This window comes from Arthrobacter sp. TJ-254, assembly GCF_058269175.1.
In genome coordinates, this window is record NZ_JBZCNF010000001.1 from 761225 (window position 1) to 776763 (window position 15539).

Consider the following 15539-nt stretch of genomic DNA (forward strand, 5'->3'; position numbering starts at 1 on the left):
ACTACCAGATGCGCACGCGCTCCTGGGGCTCCAGCCACAGCCGGTCACCGGGGCGGACGGCGAACGCCTCATGGAACTCGTCGAGGTTCCGGACAACCTGGTTGCAGCGGTACTCGTTGGGTGAGTGAGGATCGACGGTGAGGCGGCGCAGGGCCTCCTCGGGGCGGATCTTCTGCCGCCAGCACCGCGCCCAGGAGTGGAAGAAGCGCTCTGCCCCGGTCACCCCGTCGATGACGGGCGGTTCCGCGCCGCCAAGGCTCAGCAGGTAGGCCTCGTAGCTGATGCCCAAGCCCCCGAGATCGCCGATGTTCTCCCCGAGGGTCAGCTCCCCGTTGACCTTCGAGTCCGGTGCCTCGGCGGGGGAGAGCGCCGCGTACTGCTCGACGAGGCGGGAGGTCAGCGCCTCGAAGGCCGTCCGATCGTCCTCGGACCACCACTCGAGCAGGGCGCCTCTGCCATCGAAGCGGGACCCCTGGTCATCGAAGCCGTGGCCGATCTCGTGGCCGATCACGGCACCGATCGCACCGTAGTTCACCGCAGGATCGGCGTCGGCGGTGAAGAACGGAGGCTGAAGGATTGCCGCCGGGAACACGATCTCGTTCATTGTGGGCATGTAGTAGGCGTTCACCGTCTGGGGCGTCATCAGCCACGCGCCGCGGTCGATGGGGCCGCCGAGCTTGTTCAGCTGCCGGTTGTGTTCAAACTCCGAGGCCCTGCGGACGTTGCCATAGAGATCGCCGGGCCGGATGTCCAACGGCCCATAGTCGATCCACTCCTCCGGGTAGCCGATTTTCGTGGTGAAGAGGGAGAGCTTGTCGAGGGCACGCGTGCGGGTGGCCTCGGTCATCCACTCCCTGGAGGAGATGCTCTTGGCATACGCCTTCACGAGGTTGGAGACCAGATCCATCATTGTCTGCTTGGAACTCTCCGGGAAGTGCCGGGCGACATACTCCTGGCCCACGGCCTCGCCCAGTGCACCCTCCACCAGCGCCACGGCGCGCTTCCAGCGGTCCTTGATGCGCGGAGTCCCTCCCAGATGAGTGCCGTAGAAGGCGAAGACCGCCTGCACGAACCGGTCATCGAGGTAGTCGGAGGCGTGGAGCAGCACCCGGGTGCCCAGCCATTCCTTCCAGACGGACAGCGGCTCTTCCGTCAGTGCCGCCTCAACCGTTTTCAGGTACTCCGGCTGGCTGACAACGAGCTCTTCGGCCTGCTCCTCGGTGTTGGTGACCGCCGCAAGCCAGCCGCTGCTGAAGGGCGCGTGCTCGAGGAGCGCTGCCCGCGAATAAAGGTTGTAGGTATTCTGGGGGTCCCGGCGTTCGACGGTGGTCATGTGTCCACCGGCCAAGCGGGTCTCGAGGGCGAGGACGGCGCCGGCGGCCCGCGACGGTTCGCGGTGCCCGGCCAGGGACAGCAGCGTTTCAAGCAGCTTCGCGTACTCCTTTCGCGTTCCCTCGAACCTTTCCTCCCGGTAGTAGGACTCGTCCGGCATCCCCAGCGCGGACTGGTAGAGGTGCAGAACATAACGGTCGGGGTTCCCTGCGTCGTTGCTGACGAAGGGCGCGCAGAGGCCCTGGACACCGGACCGGGTCAGGGAACCGGTGAGGGCCAGGAAAGAGTCGAGGTCCGCCACGGCCTCAACCTCCGCCAACGGGCCGGCCACGGGGGAGATCCCGGCGGCGTCGGTCGCCGCGGTGTCCATGAAGGCCGCGTACAGCGTGCCGATCTTGGTGAGCGACGGCGTCGCACCGGGTTCCCGGGCCGCAGTCTCCACGATGTCGCGCACCGCGCGTTCAGAGGCATCGGCGAGTTGCGTGAAGGATCCCTCAAGGGGCCGGTCTGACGGGATCACCGTCGACTTGAGCCAACCGCCGTTCACGTGCCGGAACAGGTCGTCCTGCGCACGCACTTCCTCATCGGCCGCATCCGGCGCCATCCCGGCATCGCTCATCGGGTTCTCCTCAAGGTTGTCTCAACGGGTGTTTTCTCAACGGGTTCGGCCAGGCGCGCTCCGCCGTCCCTGCGCAACGGAACGTCCCTTAAGCCATCCTATGTGCCGTGCTATCGTGAGATTGTGCGCGCAAAGATGACTCTTCTTATGTGCCGCGGCGAGGTCACCTAGGACTTTCCAGCTACAGGCCGAACCTCGCTGCGGTGACTGTGTTGCCCGGCCGCCAGCGCAAAGGTTCAAGAGATAAGGCCAATGTAATGCGAAACGCACAAAAGACTTCGGGAATGCCGTTCACCAAGTACACGCCGTTCCAGGACCAGATCACGGTTGAACTTCCCGACCGCACCTGGCCGGACAAGCTGATCACCAAAGCTCCCCGGTGGTGCGCCGTCGACCTCCGCGACGGCAACCAGGCCCTCATCGACCCGATGAGCCCCGAGCGCAAGCACAAGATGTTCGATCTCCTCGTCCGCATGGGCTACAAGGAGATCGAAGTCGGCTTCCCCTCGGCGTCGCAGACAGACTTCGATTTCGTCCGCCAGCTGATCGAGGGCGACAGGATCCCCGACGACGTCACAATCCAGGTGCTCACCCAGGCGCGGGAGCACCTGATCGAGAGGACGTACGAGTCCCTCGCGGGAGCCGACCGCGCCATCGTTCACCTCTACAACTCGACCTCGGTCCTTCAGCGGCGGGTGGTCTTCAACCAGGACCAGGACGGCATCGTCGATATTGCGCTGACGGGTGCCCGGCTCTGCCGGAAGTTCGAGGAAACCCTCGGCAACACCCACGTCACATACGAGTACTCGCCCGAGTCCTTCACCGGGACGGAGCTGGAGTTCGCGGCGCGCATCAGCAATGAAGTGGCGGCCGTCTTCGAAGCGTCCGCCGACCGCCAGATGATCCTTAACCTGCCGGCCACCGTCGAGATGGCCACCCCCAATGTCTACGCCGACTCGATCGAGTGGATGTGCCGCAACCTTGAGAACCGCTCGAACATCATCCTCTCGCTCCACCCCCACAACGACCGCGGAACCGGAGTCGCCGCCGCCGAGCTCGGCTACCTCGCCGGCGCCGACCGGATCGAGGGCTGCCTGTTCGGCAACGGCGAGCGCACCGGCAACGTCGACCTCGTGACCCTCGGCATGAACCTCTACAGCCAGGGCATCGATCCGCAGATCGACTTCTCGGACATGGATGAGATCCGCCGCACCGCCGAATACTGCAACCAGTTGTTGGTGCCCGAGCGTTCGCCCTATGGCGGCGACCTCGTCTTCACTGCGTTCTCCGGATCCCACCAGGACGCCATCAAGAAGGGCTTCGAAAGCATGGAGCGCGACGCGAAGGCCGCCGGCGTGAGCGTTGACGAACTCCCATGGGCCGTCCCCTACCTGCCGATCGACCCCAAGGACATTGGTCGCAGCTACGAGGCCGTCATCCGGGTCAACTCCCAGTCGGGCAAGGGCGGCGTTGCCTACCTGCTCAAGCACGAGCACAGCCTCGACCTCCCGCGCCGCGCCCAGATCGAATTCTCCGGCGTCATCCAGCGGCGCACCGAGACCGTCGGCGGGGAAATCAGCGGGCCCGAACTGTGGGCCGTGTTCCAGGACGAATACCTGCCCACCCGCGCGGGCGAGGACTCCGCGCAGTGGGGGCATTACGCGCTCACCTCGGTCAACACCGACACCGCCGAGGACGGCTCCTTCAAGCTCGCAGCCACCCTGCTCGTCAACGGGGTGCAGCAGCGGCGTTCTGCGGTGGGCAGCGGTCCGATTGCCGCCCTGCTTGAAATCCTCGGGCAGGACGGGGTCGACGTGCGCGTCCTCGACTACACCGAGCACGCCCTGTCCTCGGGCGGGAACGCCCGCGCGGCTGCCTATGTGGAGTGCGCCGTGGGGGAGCGGGTGCTGTGGGGCGTGGGCATCGACGCCAACACGACGATGGCGGCGCTCAAGGCCGTGGTGTCGGCGGTCAACCGGGCGATCCGGGACGCCGCCTGACTCCTGCGGCGTCGAGTTAGTGGGACAATTGTAGGGTGCCCAAAATGTCAGCGTCCCGCACCTACCGCGCCGAAGGCGTTGTGCTGCGGACCTACAAACTGGGCGAGGCCGACCGGATCATCGTGCTGCTGACCCGTGAACACGGGCAGGTGCGTGCGGTCGCCAAAGGCGTACGGCGCACGAGCAGCAAGTTCGGTTCGCGGCTCGAACCCTTCATGACCGTCGACCTGCAGCTTGCATCCGGACGCAACCTCGACGTCGTCACCCAGGCCCAGACGAAGGGTGCGTACGGGCACGGCATCGCCGCCGACTACGGCCGCTACACCGCGGCGGCTGCCATCGCAGAGACGGCGGAACGCCTTACCGACACCGACGGCGAGGCTGCCGGCGCGCAGTACGGCCTCGTGGCCGGAGCCTTCTCGGCGCTCAGCCGCGGGCTCTACCCGCCCGAACTGATCCTCGATTCGTACCTGCTCCGCGCCCTGGCCACCGCCGGGTGGGCGCCGAGTTTCTCCGAATGCGCCAAGTGCGCGGCCCCCGGACCGCACACCGCTTTCTCGGCGCCGCTCGGCGGTGCCGTGTGCGCCGAGTGCAGACCGCCCGGAGCGGCGTCGCCGTCGCCGGCAACGATGGACCTGCTTGCTGCGCTGCTCACCGGCGACTGGGCTGCGGCCGAAGCCGCGGAAAGCGCGGCCCGGCGTGAGGCTGCGGGGCTCGTGGCAAATTATCTGCAGTGGCACCTTGAGCGGGTCGTCCAATCACTTCGACATGTGGAGCGTGTGTGACTTCGAATATTCCGGCAGCAGGTCCGGTGGCCCCCTGGCCCCACCCGAGCGGGGAGACGGCACCTGCCATCCCGCGGGAGTTCGTTCCGGCCCACGTGGCCATCGTCATGGACGGCAACGGTCGGTGGGCCAACGAGCGCGGGCTGCCCCGCACGGAGGGCCACCGCGCCGGTGAGGCCGCGCTGCTCGACGTGATGGCCGGAGCCATCGAGATCGGCGTGAAGCACGTCTCGGTGTACGCGTTCTCGACAGAGAACTGGAAGCGGTCGCCCGATGAGGTCCGGTTCTTGATGGGGTTCAGCAAGGACGTACTGCGCAGGCAGCGCGACCAGTTGAACGAGTGGGGCGTGCGCATTCGCTGGTCCGGGCGCCGGCCCCGGCTGTGGCGCTCGGTGATCTCCGAACTCGAGGCGGCCGAACAGCACACCCTGGGCAATTCGACGTGCACGCTGACCATGTGCGTGAACTACGGGGGCCGCGCCGAGATCGCCGACGCCGCGCGGGCCATCGCCGAGGAGGTGGCGGCGGGCCGCATGAAAGCTTCGTCAGTCAATGAGGAAACGGTCCAGCGGTTCCTCGACGAACCGGACCTGCCCGACGTCGACCTGTTCCTGCGCACGTCCGGCGAGCAGCGCCTCTCCAACTTCCTGCTGTGGCAGTCGGCGTACGCCGAGATGGTCTTCATGGACACCCTCTGGCCCGACGTCGACCGGCGCACCCTGTGGCGGGCCATCGAGGAGTATGCCTCCCGGGACCGGCGCTACGGCGGCGCCGTCGACGCCGCCACAGCCGCGCGCGGCTGAGGCCGGGGGTTCAACAGCTCAGAAGGTCAGAGGCTCAGCGTGTAGCCGCGGACCCACCTGTCGAGCTCGCCGTAGACCTCGCGGCGCACCTCCCGCCGGGAGAGAAGGACATCGTGGAGGGCGCCGTCGAACCGGCAGATCATCACCCTCCGCCCGAGGTCCGTGGCCCTGCGCACCATGGGGGACACCTCGAGGATGCTGTCGGCCTCGAGCATCGCCGGGCTCCACGTGGGACTGACGGCCGAACGGGCCGAGGCAAGCACGAGCACCGGCGCCTCGATGTGCAGCCCCCGCGCCACGGCGGCATGGCCCGCGAGCACGGCCGTCAGCCACCCGGCCGTTACGGGAAACCCGAACTCGGGCCGCCAGCGCCGGTCAAGGTTCCACTCGCCTTCGGCCTCGCTGCTGATGCTGCGCCAGTAATGCCCGAATTCGGGGAGCCGCAGCCGGGTCTTGGGGCGAAGCCGGCTGATCGGTTCAAGCAGACCCTGCGTTGTGCTGCGCAGCAGGGCGCTGCCCTGGGTGTCGAGCCAGGGGCTGTTCATGATGAGCGAGGTGACCCGCCCCGGGAACCGGTTGGCCCACAAGGCCGTCGTCAGGGCGCCGGTCGAGTGGGCCATGATGCTCAGCTCAACCTCCACGCCGCCGCCATGTTCCTCCTGTACCGCAGCCTCGACAGCGTCGATGGCGGCATCGAGATCGGCGTCGTACTCCTCCAGGGACCGCACGTATCCGGGTGTCTGCCACTGCCTGAGGCTCCGGCCGTACTTGCGCAGATCAAGGGCGAAGAACTCGATGGCCCGCTCACTGAAGAATTCGGCGAGTTCCGTGTGGAAGAAGTAATCGCTCCACCCATGGATGTACATCACGGCCGGCACCCGCCGCGGCTGGACCCCGGCGGCGGGCGCAGCCGGAGCGGAACCGTTTCCGGCGGTGGAATCACTGCTCGGGGTGGAACTGGCTCGTTTGGCCGGTGCCCGGCGGTAGGAGACGAGGGTGGCGAAACAGGGGCCCTCGTCGTCTGGCTCGAGTTCAAGAGTGAGCTGTCGATAGCCGTCGCCCAGGGGGTCCGGCTCCCAGGTGCCAGTCATGATTCGGCCAAATCCTCCGGGTGTCGTGCCCGAGTTGTTCGAGCGGCGGTCCTCATGGGAACTTTAGAGCATGCGCATCTACCCAACCTTCTTCCGCCTCGTGTTTTCCGGAATGGACGCCGAGAAAGCGCACCGGATTGGGTTCGGGCTGATCCGCGCCGCCGACCGCACGCCGGCCGGGTGGCTGCTGAGGCGCTACTGCAGCCCTCCGGCGGACCTGCAGACCACGGCCTTCGGCGTCGTGTTCGCCTCGCCGTTCGGTCTCGCCGCGGGATTCGACAAGGGAGGGAAGGGCATCAGCGCCTTGACGACCCTCGGCTTCGGCCACGTCGAAATCGGGACCATCACCGGTGCGGCCCAGCCGGGCAACCCGAAGCCGCGGCTCTTCCGCCTCGTCGAGGACCGGGCCGTCATCAATCGGATGGGATTCAACAACGACGGCGCCGCGGCCGTCGCCCCCCGCCTGCGCGCCGCCCGTGCCCGCCTTGAGCGCACCTACCGTTCGAACCGCCCGATCATCGGCGTGAACATCGGCAAGACCAAGAAGGTCGACCTCAGGCATGCCACGGCCGACTACCTGCTCAGCGCCGCCGAACTTGCCCCTGCGGCCGACTACCTCGTGGTCAATGTCAGCTCGCCCAACACCCCCGGGCTGCGGCTCCTGCAGAAGGTCGACTCCCTGCGCCCGCTCCTGACCTCCGTCCGCCGCGCCGCCGATGAAGCGGCGGGCCGCCACGTGCCCCTCCTTGTCAAGATCGCCCCCGACCTCACCGACGCTGACCTCGACGACGTCGCCCGGCTGGCCCTCGACCTCGGCCTCGACGGCATCATTGCCACGAACACCACGATCACCCGCAACGGGCTGAAGGCGCAGCCGGAAGCGGTGATGGCCATGGGGGTGGGAGGCCTGAGCGGAGCGCCCCTCAAGGCACGCTCCCTCGAAGTGCTCAAACGCCTGCGCGCCGCCGCGGGCGACGACCTAGCCATCATCTCGGTGGGCGGCGTCGAGTCGGCGGAGGACGTCCTGGAGCGCCTCGACGCCGGAGCCACCCTTGTTCAGGGGTACACTGCGTTCCTCTACGAGGGACCGCTCTGGGCCGCCCGCATCAACCGGGGCCTTGCCCGGGCCTTCCGCTCGCGCCAGCAGCGCTGAGGCCCGGCGCCGGGCGGTGCGGGTGGGCCGGTCGAGCGTCCTGTCGGTACCGTCCGCGGCCCATAAGGTCCGCAGTCAAGAGACCTCTATCGCGAAGGGTGGACCGGCGCACCGGTCCACCCTTGAATGTTCGTCTTCGCCCCCGCGCGGCGAGGCTGAATCCTAGGCCGGGTACTGCCCACGCTTGTTGAGCGGCTTGGGCAGGCGCAGACGGCGCAGCTGCAGGGCACGGGTGACCCCGTACCAGAGATCCCCGGCATTGGGGCCGCCGAACTTCTCGGTCAGGCGCGCCTTGAGCTTGCGGCGCAGCAGGAAGCAGTCGGCGATCACAACCAGGATCAGCACCCAGAACCCGAGCATCACGGCGCTCTGCACGGCGAGGCTCTGGATGAAGCTGAGAATCACGAACACCAGTGCCGCGATCATGAGGAATTCCCCGACGTTCCACCGTGCATCGACGAACTGGCGGATGTAGCGGCGGTTCGGGCCTTTGTCACGCAGCGGCAGGTAGCGCTCCTCGCCGGTGTTCAGGGCCTCCCGGATCCGGGCCCGCTCCTCGGCGACCGCCGTGCGGTTCTGCCCGCGCGCAGCCTTCCGGTCCTCGGGCACCAGCGGCCGCTTGCGGGCGGCCTGCTGAACGCTCCGCTTGGGAGTCGGGGCGCCTTTTCCAGCTGCCCGCTGGCTCTCTTCGCGCTGCTGGCTCATCCGGTCAATAACATCCTGGGCCGCTGGGGCGTCTTTCTTTCGTCCAAACACACCCTCAGGATACCCGCAGGGAAGCCGCCGGGCGTACGCGCACGGCGGCTGCGCCGCGCGGGAGCGGCCCCCTTGACGCCGCGAGGCGGTGCTCCTCCCGCTGCCGCCCCGGCCCCGGCTGTGTAGGGTCGATATATGAACCTCCACGACGCGGCCGAGCGGCCGCCCAGCAGCACTGACCAGCACGTCGAGGCGCTCCGTTCGAGCGTCGAAGCCGCTTTCCCAAGCATCGTCGAGCAGCTTTCCTCACTGGTGGCCATCCGTGGCATCGCCTGGGAAGCGTTCGACCCCGCCGAGCTGGACCGCAGCGCCGAGGCGGTAGCGGACCTGATCCGCGCCGCCGGCGTCGACGATGTCCAGATTCTCCGCGTTGACAATGCCGGCGTCCCGGGCGGCCCGGCCGTCGTTGCCCGCCGTCCTGCGTCGGCGGGCCAACCCACCGTGCTCCTTTACGCACACCACGATGTCCAGCCCCCGGGGGACCCGGATCTGTGGGAGAGCGACCCCTTCACGCCCGAGGAGCGCAACGGACGCCTCTACGGGCGGGGCGCTGCCGACGACAAGGCCGGGATCATGGCCCACGTCGGCGCCTTGCGCGCCCTGCTCGAGGTATTCGGCGACGAATTCGGTGTCGGTGTCACCCTGTTCATCGAGGGCGAGGAGGAAGCCGGCTCGCCGACCTTCAGGTCCTTCCTTGAGACGCACCGCTCGCTGCTCGAGGCCGACGTCATCGTCGTTGCCGATTCGAGCAACTGGAAGGTCGGCGTGCCGGCCCTGACCACCAGCCTCCGCGGCCTGGTCGACGGCACCATCGAGGTGCAGGTCCTTGACCACGCGGTGCATTCCGGAATGTTCGGTGGCCCCGTCCTCGACGCGCCCACACTGCTCGCACGGCTCATCTCGACGTTCCACAACGAAGCAGGTGACGTACGCATCGCTGGCCTGGCCGGTGGCGACCACGCCACAGTCGACTATGCCGAAAGCGACTACCGGGCAGACAGCTCGGTGCTCGAGGGCGTGCGGCTCGCCGGTACGGGCACCATCGCTTCACGGCTCTGGCATAAGCCGGCCCTGTCGATCATCGGCATGGACATCCCCAGCGTGGCACTGTCCTCGAACACGCTGCTGCCGCGTGCGCGGGCGAAGTTCAGCCTCCGCCTGGCTCCCGGCCAGGACCCGGAGCAGGCCATGCGGGCCATCGAGGATCATGTGCAGCACCATGCCCCCTTTGGTGCGCGGGTGACATTCACACCGGGGGAGACGGGCAGCCCGTTCGCCACCGACACCTCGGCGCCGGCGGCCCAGCTCGCACTGCAGGCGCTGGAGGAAGCGTGGGGCGTGCCGGCCGTCGAAGCGGGAATGGGCGGGTCGATCCCCTTCATCGCAGACCTGACAGAACTGTTCCCACAGGCCCAAATCCTCATCACCGGTGTCGAAGACCCCGATTCCCGGGCGCACAGCGCCAACGAATCCCTCCACCTCGGAGAGTTCAAGCGCGCGGTGCTTGCCGAGGCCCTCCTCCTGGCGGGGATCAGCAAGGGCCGACTCACTGGGTCCGGCGTCGAGGGTGCGGCAGGAAGCCCAAGTTAACTGCAGGAGAAGCGCGGCGTACCATGGAAGGGACTCCAGAACGCCGCATTGACGGGGACGGAACTGTGAGCGACGTTCCAGCAACGGATCCAAGCTAGGAGAAACATAATGAGCGCAAGCACGACAGAGACCACCACCGCCGCCGATGAGACCGCCGCGTCGCTTCCGGAGCACGAGGTGAAACTGTCCGACGTCGCAGCGGGGAAGGTTCGCAGCCTCCTCGAGCAGGAAGGCCGCACGGATCTCCGGCTCCGTGTCGCAGTCCAGCCCGGCGGCTGCTCGGGGCTGATCTACCAGCTGTACTTTGACGAGCGGGTTCTTGACGGCGACGCCGTGCGCGACTTTGACGGCGTCGAAGTGATCGTTGACAAGATGAGCGTTCCGTACCTCTCCGGTGCCTCCATCGACTTCGAGGACACGATTTCGAAGCAGGGATTCACCATCGACAACCCGAACGCAGGCGGTTCCTGCGCCTGTGGAGACTCCTTCCACTAGCATGCGCCGGGGCCCCGCGCGGCGGAGAAATCCGCGACGCGGGGCCCCCGCGAATGTCACACGATGGCTTCGACTGCAGGTAAGCTCTACAGTGAGTAGTAAAACTGGATGGGCACCCCGGACTGCAGCAGACTGCGGGTGGCAACGCACGTAGAGAAGGAAGGTCCGTCTGTGAGTTTGCAGGGCCGAACCGGCGGCAATCGCGCCAGGGTCGCAAAGATTTCCAGCCTCGCGCTGGCCGGTGCAGTGTTGCTGTCCGGTTGTTCAACGGAAGTCCGGAGGGGCTGGCTGCCCTCAGACGCCGACACCACCAACCACACCGGCAAGATCATCGACCTGTGGGTTAACTCGTGGATCGCAGCGCTGGTCGTCGGCATCATCACCTGGGGCCTGATCATCTGGTGCATGGTCGCATACCGCCGCCGCCGCAACGACACCGGATACCCCCGCCAGCTCAGCTACAACCTTCCGCTCGAAATCTTCTATCTGACCATCCCGCTGTTCATGGTCCTCGTGTTCTTCTACTTCACCGAACGCGAGCAGCGCGCCATCGACACCCGCGTCGACGATCCCGACATTGTTGTCGACGTCCGCGGCAAGCAGTGGTCCTGGGACTTCAACTACGTCAACGAGAACCGGTACTCCACCGGAGTACAGGTTGCCCTCACCGGTGAGCCGGGCGTCGAGGAAGAACTTCCGACGCTCTACCTGCCCGTCAACCGATCGGTTGAACTGCAGCTCACTTCCCGCGATGTGCAGCACTCCTTCTGGGTTCCGGCATTCCTGCAGAAGAGGGACCTCTACCCGGGACGCACCAACTACATCAACCTGACTCCCACCAAGGAGGGCACGTTTGATGGAAAGTGCGCCGAGCTGTGCGGCCAGTACCACTCCGAGATGCTCTTCAACGTGGAGGTCGTCTCGCAGGAGGAGTTCGACGCCCAGATGGCGACGCTCAACGAAGGACAACTCGGTGACGACTACGACCGTGACTCCTACCCGGATGCCGACCCCGACTTTGACCCTGCCAGGAGCAGCTGATGTCTACCTACGAATACACACTTGAGGAAGCGGGCACCACTGCTGCTCCGCGCGTTGTCCCGCGGACCAAGGGACGCATCGTCGTCAACTGGATCACCTCGACCGACCACAAGACGATCGGGTACATGTACCTGATCTCTTCGTTCGTCTTCTTCTGCCTGGCCGGCGTGATGGCGCTCGTCATCCGCGCCGAACTGTTCGAACCGGGAATGCAGATCCTGCAGACCAAAGAGCAGTACAACCAGCTGTTCACGATGCACGGCACGATCATGCTCCTCATGTTCGCGACGCCGCTGTTCGCCGGCTTCGCCAACGTGATCATGCCGCTGCAGATCGGGGCGCCCGACGTCGCCTTCCCCCGGCTGAACGCACTCGCCTTCTGGTTCTTCCTGTTCGGCAGCACCATCGCCGTCTCCGGCTTCATCACCCCGCAGGGCGCCGCCTCCTTCGGGTGGTTCGCCTACACGCCGCTGTCGAGCACCACGTTCTCGCCCGGCGTCGGTGGTGACCTCTGGGTCTTCGGCCTCGCGCTGTCCGGCTTCGGAACCATCCTTGGCTCGGTCAACTTCATCACCACGATCATCTGCATGCGCGCCCCCGGCATGACCATGTGGCGCATGCCGATCTTCACCTGGAACACCCTGGTGACGGCCCTCCTCGTGCTCATGGCGTTCCCGCCGCTGGCCGCCGCACTGTTCGCCCTCGGAGCGGACCGCCGCTTCGGCGCCCACATCTTCGATCCGGAAAACGGCGGCGCCATCCTCTGGCAGCACCTGTTCTGGTTCTTCGGCCACCCCGAGGTGTACATCATCGCGCTGCCGTTCTTCGGCATCGTCTCGGAGATCTTCCCGGTCTTCAGCCGCAAGCCGATCTTCGGCTACAAGGGCCTCGTCTACGCAACCATCGCCATCGCCGCACTTTCGGTGACGGTATGGGCGCACCACATGTACGTCACCGGCGCCGTGCTGCTGCCGTTCTTCGCCTTCACCACAATGCTGATCGCCGTTCCAACCGGCGTGAAGTTCTTCAACTGGATCGGCACCATGTGGCGGGGCTCAATCACCTTCGAAACGCCGATGCTGTGGAGCCTCGGCTTCCTCGTGACCTTCCTGTTCGGCGGGCTCACCGGCATCATCCTGGCTTCGCCGCCGCTCGACTTCCACGTCTCGGACACGTACTTCGTCGTCGCCCACTTCCACTACGTGGTCTTCGGCACCGTGGTGTTCGCGATGTTCGCCGGGTTCTATTTCTGGTGGCCCAAGTTCACCGGAAAGATGCTCAACGAGCGCCTGGGCAAGATCCACTTCTGGCTCCTGTTCCTCGGCTTCCACGGAACCTTCCTCATCCAGCACTGGCTCGGAGTGATCGGCATGCCCCGCCGGTACGCCGACTACCTTCCCGAGGACGCGTTCACCGAAATGAACCAGTTCTCAACCATCGCCTCCTTCGTCCTCGGCGCCTCGCTGATCCCGTTCTTCTGGAACGTCTACATCACCTGGCGCAGCGGCAAGAAGGTCGAGGTCGACGACCCGTGGGGCTTCGGCGCTTCGCTCGAGTGGGCAACTTCCTGCCCGCCGCCCCGCCACAACTTCACGTCGCTGCCGCGGATCCGTTCTGAGCGTCCGGCACTTGACCTGCACCACCCCGAGCTGCAGCAGCAGCACACCGACGACTCCGCCGCCGGCAAGCTGCTTGGATCGGCCGCACGAGAGGACGCCAACCAGTGAAAATCGAGACACGCTTCTTCGTCTTCCTGACGCCGTTCTTCCTGCTCGTTGCAACCGTCTACGGCTTCCTCGTCGAATGGGAGGAACCCGTCGGATTCCTCGGGCTGTACCTGACGGCGGGCCTCTCGATCATGATCGGGTTCTACCTCGGGTTCACCGGCCGCAGGGTCGGCATGCGCCCCGAGGACCGGCTCGACGCCGAAATCCACGAGGGTTCGGGTGAGCAGGGGCACTTCAGCCCATGGAGCTGGTGGCCGCTGTTCCTCGGCATCTCCGCAGCCACCGGGTTCCTCGGGATGGCAGCCGGCTGGTGGATTCTGTACATCGGGCTCGGCCTCACGGTCATCGCCCTTGTGGGTTGGGTCTATGAGTACAGCCGCGGGGCTCACGCCCACTGACCCATCCTCATCACCCGCTCTGCTTGGAAGGGGCCCGCACTCTGTGCGGGCCCCTTCTTTGCGTTCAGAGGAGATGATGGGGGAGTCCGGGTAGGTAGAATCGAACCATTCGGCAGCCGACGATGGAGGCGGCGCTACAGCGCGTGGAGAGGGCGGTTGGAGATGACGGCGACTGTTCCGGGCTTCCTGCCGGGGGGAGCGGCTCTCGATGACAGCTCGCCCGTTGCCAAGCATGTGCAGCTGCGGGAGATTCTCCGCGAGTACATCACCGAGCACGCCCAGCCCGGCTCGGCAATACCGTCCGAACGGCAGCTGTCCCAGCAGTTCGGCGTGGCCCGGATGACCGTCCGGCACGCGATTGACGCACTCGTGGCCGAGGACGTCCTCGAACGGATCGTCGGCCTCGGTACGTTCGTGGCGCACGCGAAGCTCGACCTGCAGATGAAGCTCACCTCCTACAGCGAGGAGATGCTGCGGCGGGGGATGGTGCCCGACGCGCACGTGCTGAGCTTTGAGCAGGTCGGTGCGACGCCGCTCGTGGCCCGTGAGCTCCAGCTCGAGATCGGCCAGCAGGTGGTGCGGTTCCGCCGCCAGCTCCTCGCCGACGGTGAGCCGATGAGCGTTGACGAGAACTTCATCCCCGCCCACCGGGTCCGCGGCATCCTCGATGACCCTCCGCCGACCTCGCTCTACAACGTGCTCAGCGAGAAGTACGGACTGGTGATGGAGTGGGGAGAGGACACCATCGAGGCCACCGCCGCGTCCCCGTCGATCGCGCGCCTGCTCAACGTGGAGATGGGAGCGCCACTGCTCAAGATCCAGCGCCACGCCTACGTAGCGCGTTCAATGGTCGACTACTCCGTTTCCTACTACCGGGCCGATCGTTACAAGCTGTGGGTGCCCCTGCAGCGCCCGGGAATGCGCACACCGCGGGCTTACACCTCCAAGCGCCTCGGATAGCCGCTGGGACAAGCTCGGCCCGTGCCGGGCCCCCGGCGACCCGCATCGGTCCCAAGCGCCATGACCGGCCTAGGGTTTCGCCTTCAACTGCCGGTTCCTTGACCCGAGCGCGATGAAGAACACGGTGGCAAAAGCCAGAAGAGGCAGTGCAAGCGACAGGAGCGTGAAACCCGTGCTGGTGTCACCGGCAGCCGCTGCCGCACCGGCAATGCATCCGAGAGCGGTTCCAACCACGGCCGGTACAAGCGCGATCACTTTCCAGGTTTTGGCATCACGGTCGCTCAGGTCAGCCACGCTGAAGCGGGCACCGCTTTCCGGCTCGTAAAGCTGGGCGACGAACAAACCGATGACGGCGGGAAACAACGGCAGGGCCCGGCTGCCGCCCGCACGCTCCGGGATAACCATCGCGGTGAGGATAGAAAGGATGATGAAGAGCGATGAGAATCCAATAACCATCGCGTACTTCCATCGCCGGCGGGTCCGCACCAGCTTCCCGGCCATGATCTTCCCGGCGAGGACCAGACCGCCCCAAACGACCAGGAGGGCGCACAGGAGACCATGGAGGTCCGCGTACAAGGGCCCCGGCGCGGTTCGCCCCATTGTGAGCAGGGAAATGACGGCGAGTGCAATCACTACGAGACCGGTTACGATCCGCAGCTTCCACTCAACGTGTTCAGATGCCATCCGCCAAGTGCAACCATCAGTTGCTGATAAGTCAACACTCGGCACCAACCGAGCAGCCGGCACGTGCGAGACCTTGTGCCTGCGGGTCGTGGATGGCTGCAGACA

General features: G+C 66.3%; 14 protein-coding genes. 10 read left to right on the forward strand and 4 right to left on the reverse strand.

Annotated features, from left to right (window positions below):
* Position 1: 1 nt before the first annotated feature.
* Positions 2–1951, reverse strand: a complete 1950-nt coding sequence (locus AC4D14_RS03630; protein ID WP_490900201.1) for a M13 family metallopeptidase — start codon at positions 1949–1951, stop codon at positions 2–4.
* 257 nt (positions 1952–2208) lie between these two features.
* On the opposite strand from AC4D14_RS03630, the gene leuA reads away from it, so the two are divergent.
* The 3 genes from leuA to AC4D14_RS03645 are packed head-to-tail and all read left to right on the forward strand — an operon-like array spanning position 2209 to position 5539.
* Positions 2209–3951: a 2-isopropylmalate synthase gene (gene leuA, locus AC4D14_RS03635; RefSeq protein ID WP_490900202.1), complete on the forward strand. Its 1743-nt coding sequence runs from the start codon at positions 2209–2211 to the stop codon at positions 3949–3951.
* A gap of 44 nt (positions 3952–3995) precedes the next feature.
* Positions 3996–4736, forward strand: coding sequence for a DNA repair protein RecO (recO, locus tag AC4D14_RS03640; protein ID WP_490900203.1), 741 nt, complete (start codon positions 3996–3998; stop codon positions 4734–4736).
* Positions 4733–5539, forward strand: a complete 807-nt coding sequence (locus tag AC4D14_RS03645; RefSeq protein ID WP_490900204.1) for an isoprenyl transferase — start codon at positions 4733–4735, stop codon at positions 5537–5539. Before recO ends, AC4D14_RS03645 begins: the two co-directional genes overlap by 4 nt.
* A gap of 26 nt (positions 5540–5565) precedes the next feature.
* Here AC4D14_RS03645 and AC4D14_RS03650 read toward each other — a convergent pair whose 3' ends face one another.
* The gene (locus tag AC4D14_RS03650) at positions 5566–6630 is read right to left on the reverse strand and encodes an alpha/beta hydrolase (protein WP_490900205.1); all 1065 of its coding nucleotides are present in this window, start codon (positions 6628–6630) and stop codon (positions 5566–5568) included.
* Positions 6631–6700: 70 nt separating this feature from the next.
* Here AC4D14_RS03650 and AC4D14_RS03655 point away from each other — a divergent pair, with 70 nt between their 5' ends.
* Positions 6701–7783, forward strand: coding sequence for a quinone-dependent dihydroorotate dehydrogenase (locus AC4D14_RS03655; RefSeq protein ID WP_490900206.1), 1083 nt, complete (start codon positions 6701–6703; stop codon positions 7781–7783).
* Between the two features lie 162 nt (positions 7784–7945).
* Here AC4D14_RS03655 and AC4D14_RS03660 read toward each other — a convergent pair whose 3' ends face one another.
* Positions 7946–8539, reverse strand: a complete 594-nt coding sequence (locus AC4D14_RS03660) for a DUF3043 domain-containing protein (RefSeq protein ID WP_490900207.1) — start codon at positions 8537–8539, stop codon at positions 7946–7948.
* 135 nt (positions 8540–8674) lie between these two features.
* Between AC4D14_RS03660 and AC4D14_RS03665 the strand changes: the two genes are divergently transcribed.
* The 6 genes from AC4D14_RS03665 to AC4D14_RS03690 all read left to right on the forward strand — a co-directional run bounded on the left by AC4D14_RS03665 (position 8675) and on the right by AC4D14_RS03690 (position 14750).
* Positions 8675–10129, forward strand: coding sequence for a dipeptidase (locus AC4D14_RS03665; protein ID WP_490900208.1), 1455 nt, complete (start codon positions 8675–8677; stop codon positions 10127–10129).
* A gap of 108 nt (positions 10130–10237) precedes the next feature.
* Positions 10238–10624 (forward strand): HesB/IscA family protein, encoded by a 387-nt coding sequence (locus AC4D14_RS03670; RefSeq protein WP_490900209.1) that lies wholly within the window; start codon positions 10238–10240, stop codon positions 10622–10624.
* A gap of 171 nt (positions 10625–10795) precedes the next feature.
* On the forward strand, positions 10796–11665 hold the full coding sequence (gene ctaC / locus AC4D14_RS03675) for an aa3-type cytochrome oxidase subunit II (protein ID WP_490900210.1): 870 nt from the start codon (positions 10796–10798) through the stop codon (positions 11663–11665).
* Complete coding sequence (gene ctaD / locus AC4D14_RS03680) at positions 11665–13392, forward strand: aa3-type cytochrome oxidase subunit I (RefSeq protein ID WP_490900211.1); 1728 nt, start codon at positions 11665–11667, stop codon at positions 13390–13392. Before ctaC ends, ctaD begins: the two co-directional genes overlap by 1 nt.
* Complete coding sequence (locus tag AC4D14_RS03685; protein ID WP_490900212.1) at positions 13389–13790, forward strand: cytochrome c oxidase subunit 4; 402 nt, start codon at positions 13389–13391, stop codon at positions 13788–13790. Before ctaD ends, AC4D14_RS03685 begins: the two co-directional genes overlap by 4 nt.
* A gap of 162 nt (positions 13791–13952) precedes the next feature.
* Positions 13953–14750, forward strand: a complete 798-nt coding sequence (locus AC4D14_RS03690; protein ID WP_490900213.1) for a GntR family transcriptional regulator — start codon at positions 13953–13955, stop codon at positions 14748–14750.
* Positions 14751–14819: 69 nt separating this feature from the next.
* On the opposite strand, the gene AC4D14_RS03695 is transcribed toward AC4D14_RS03690, so the two are convergent.
* Positions 14820–15434: a hypothetical protein gene (locus AC4D14_RS03695; protein WP_490900214.1), complete on the reverse strand. Its 615-nt coding sequence runs from the start codon at positions 15432–15434 to the stop codon at positions 14820–14822.
* Positions 15435–15539: the final 105 nt, after the last annotated feature.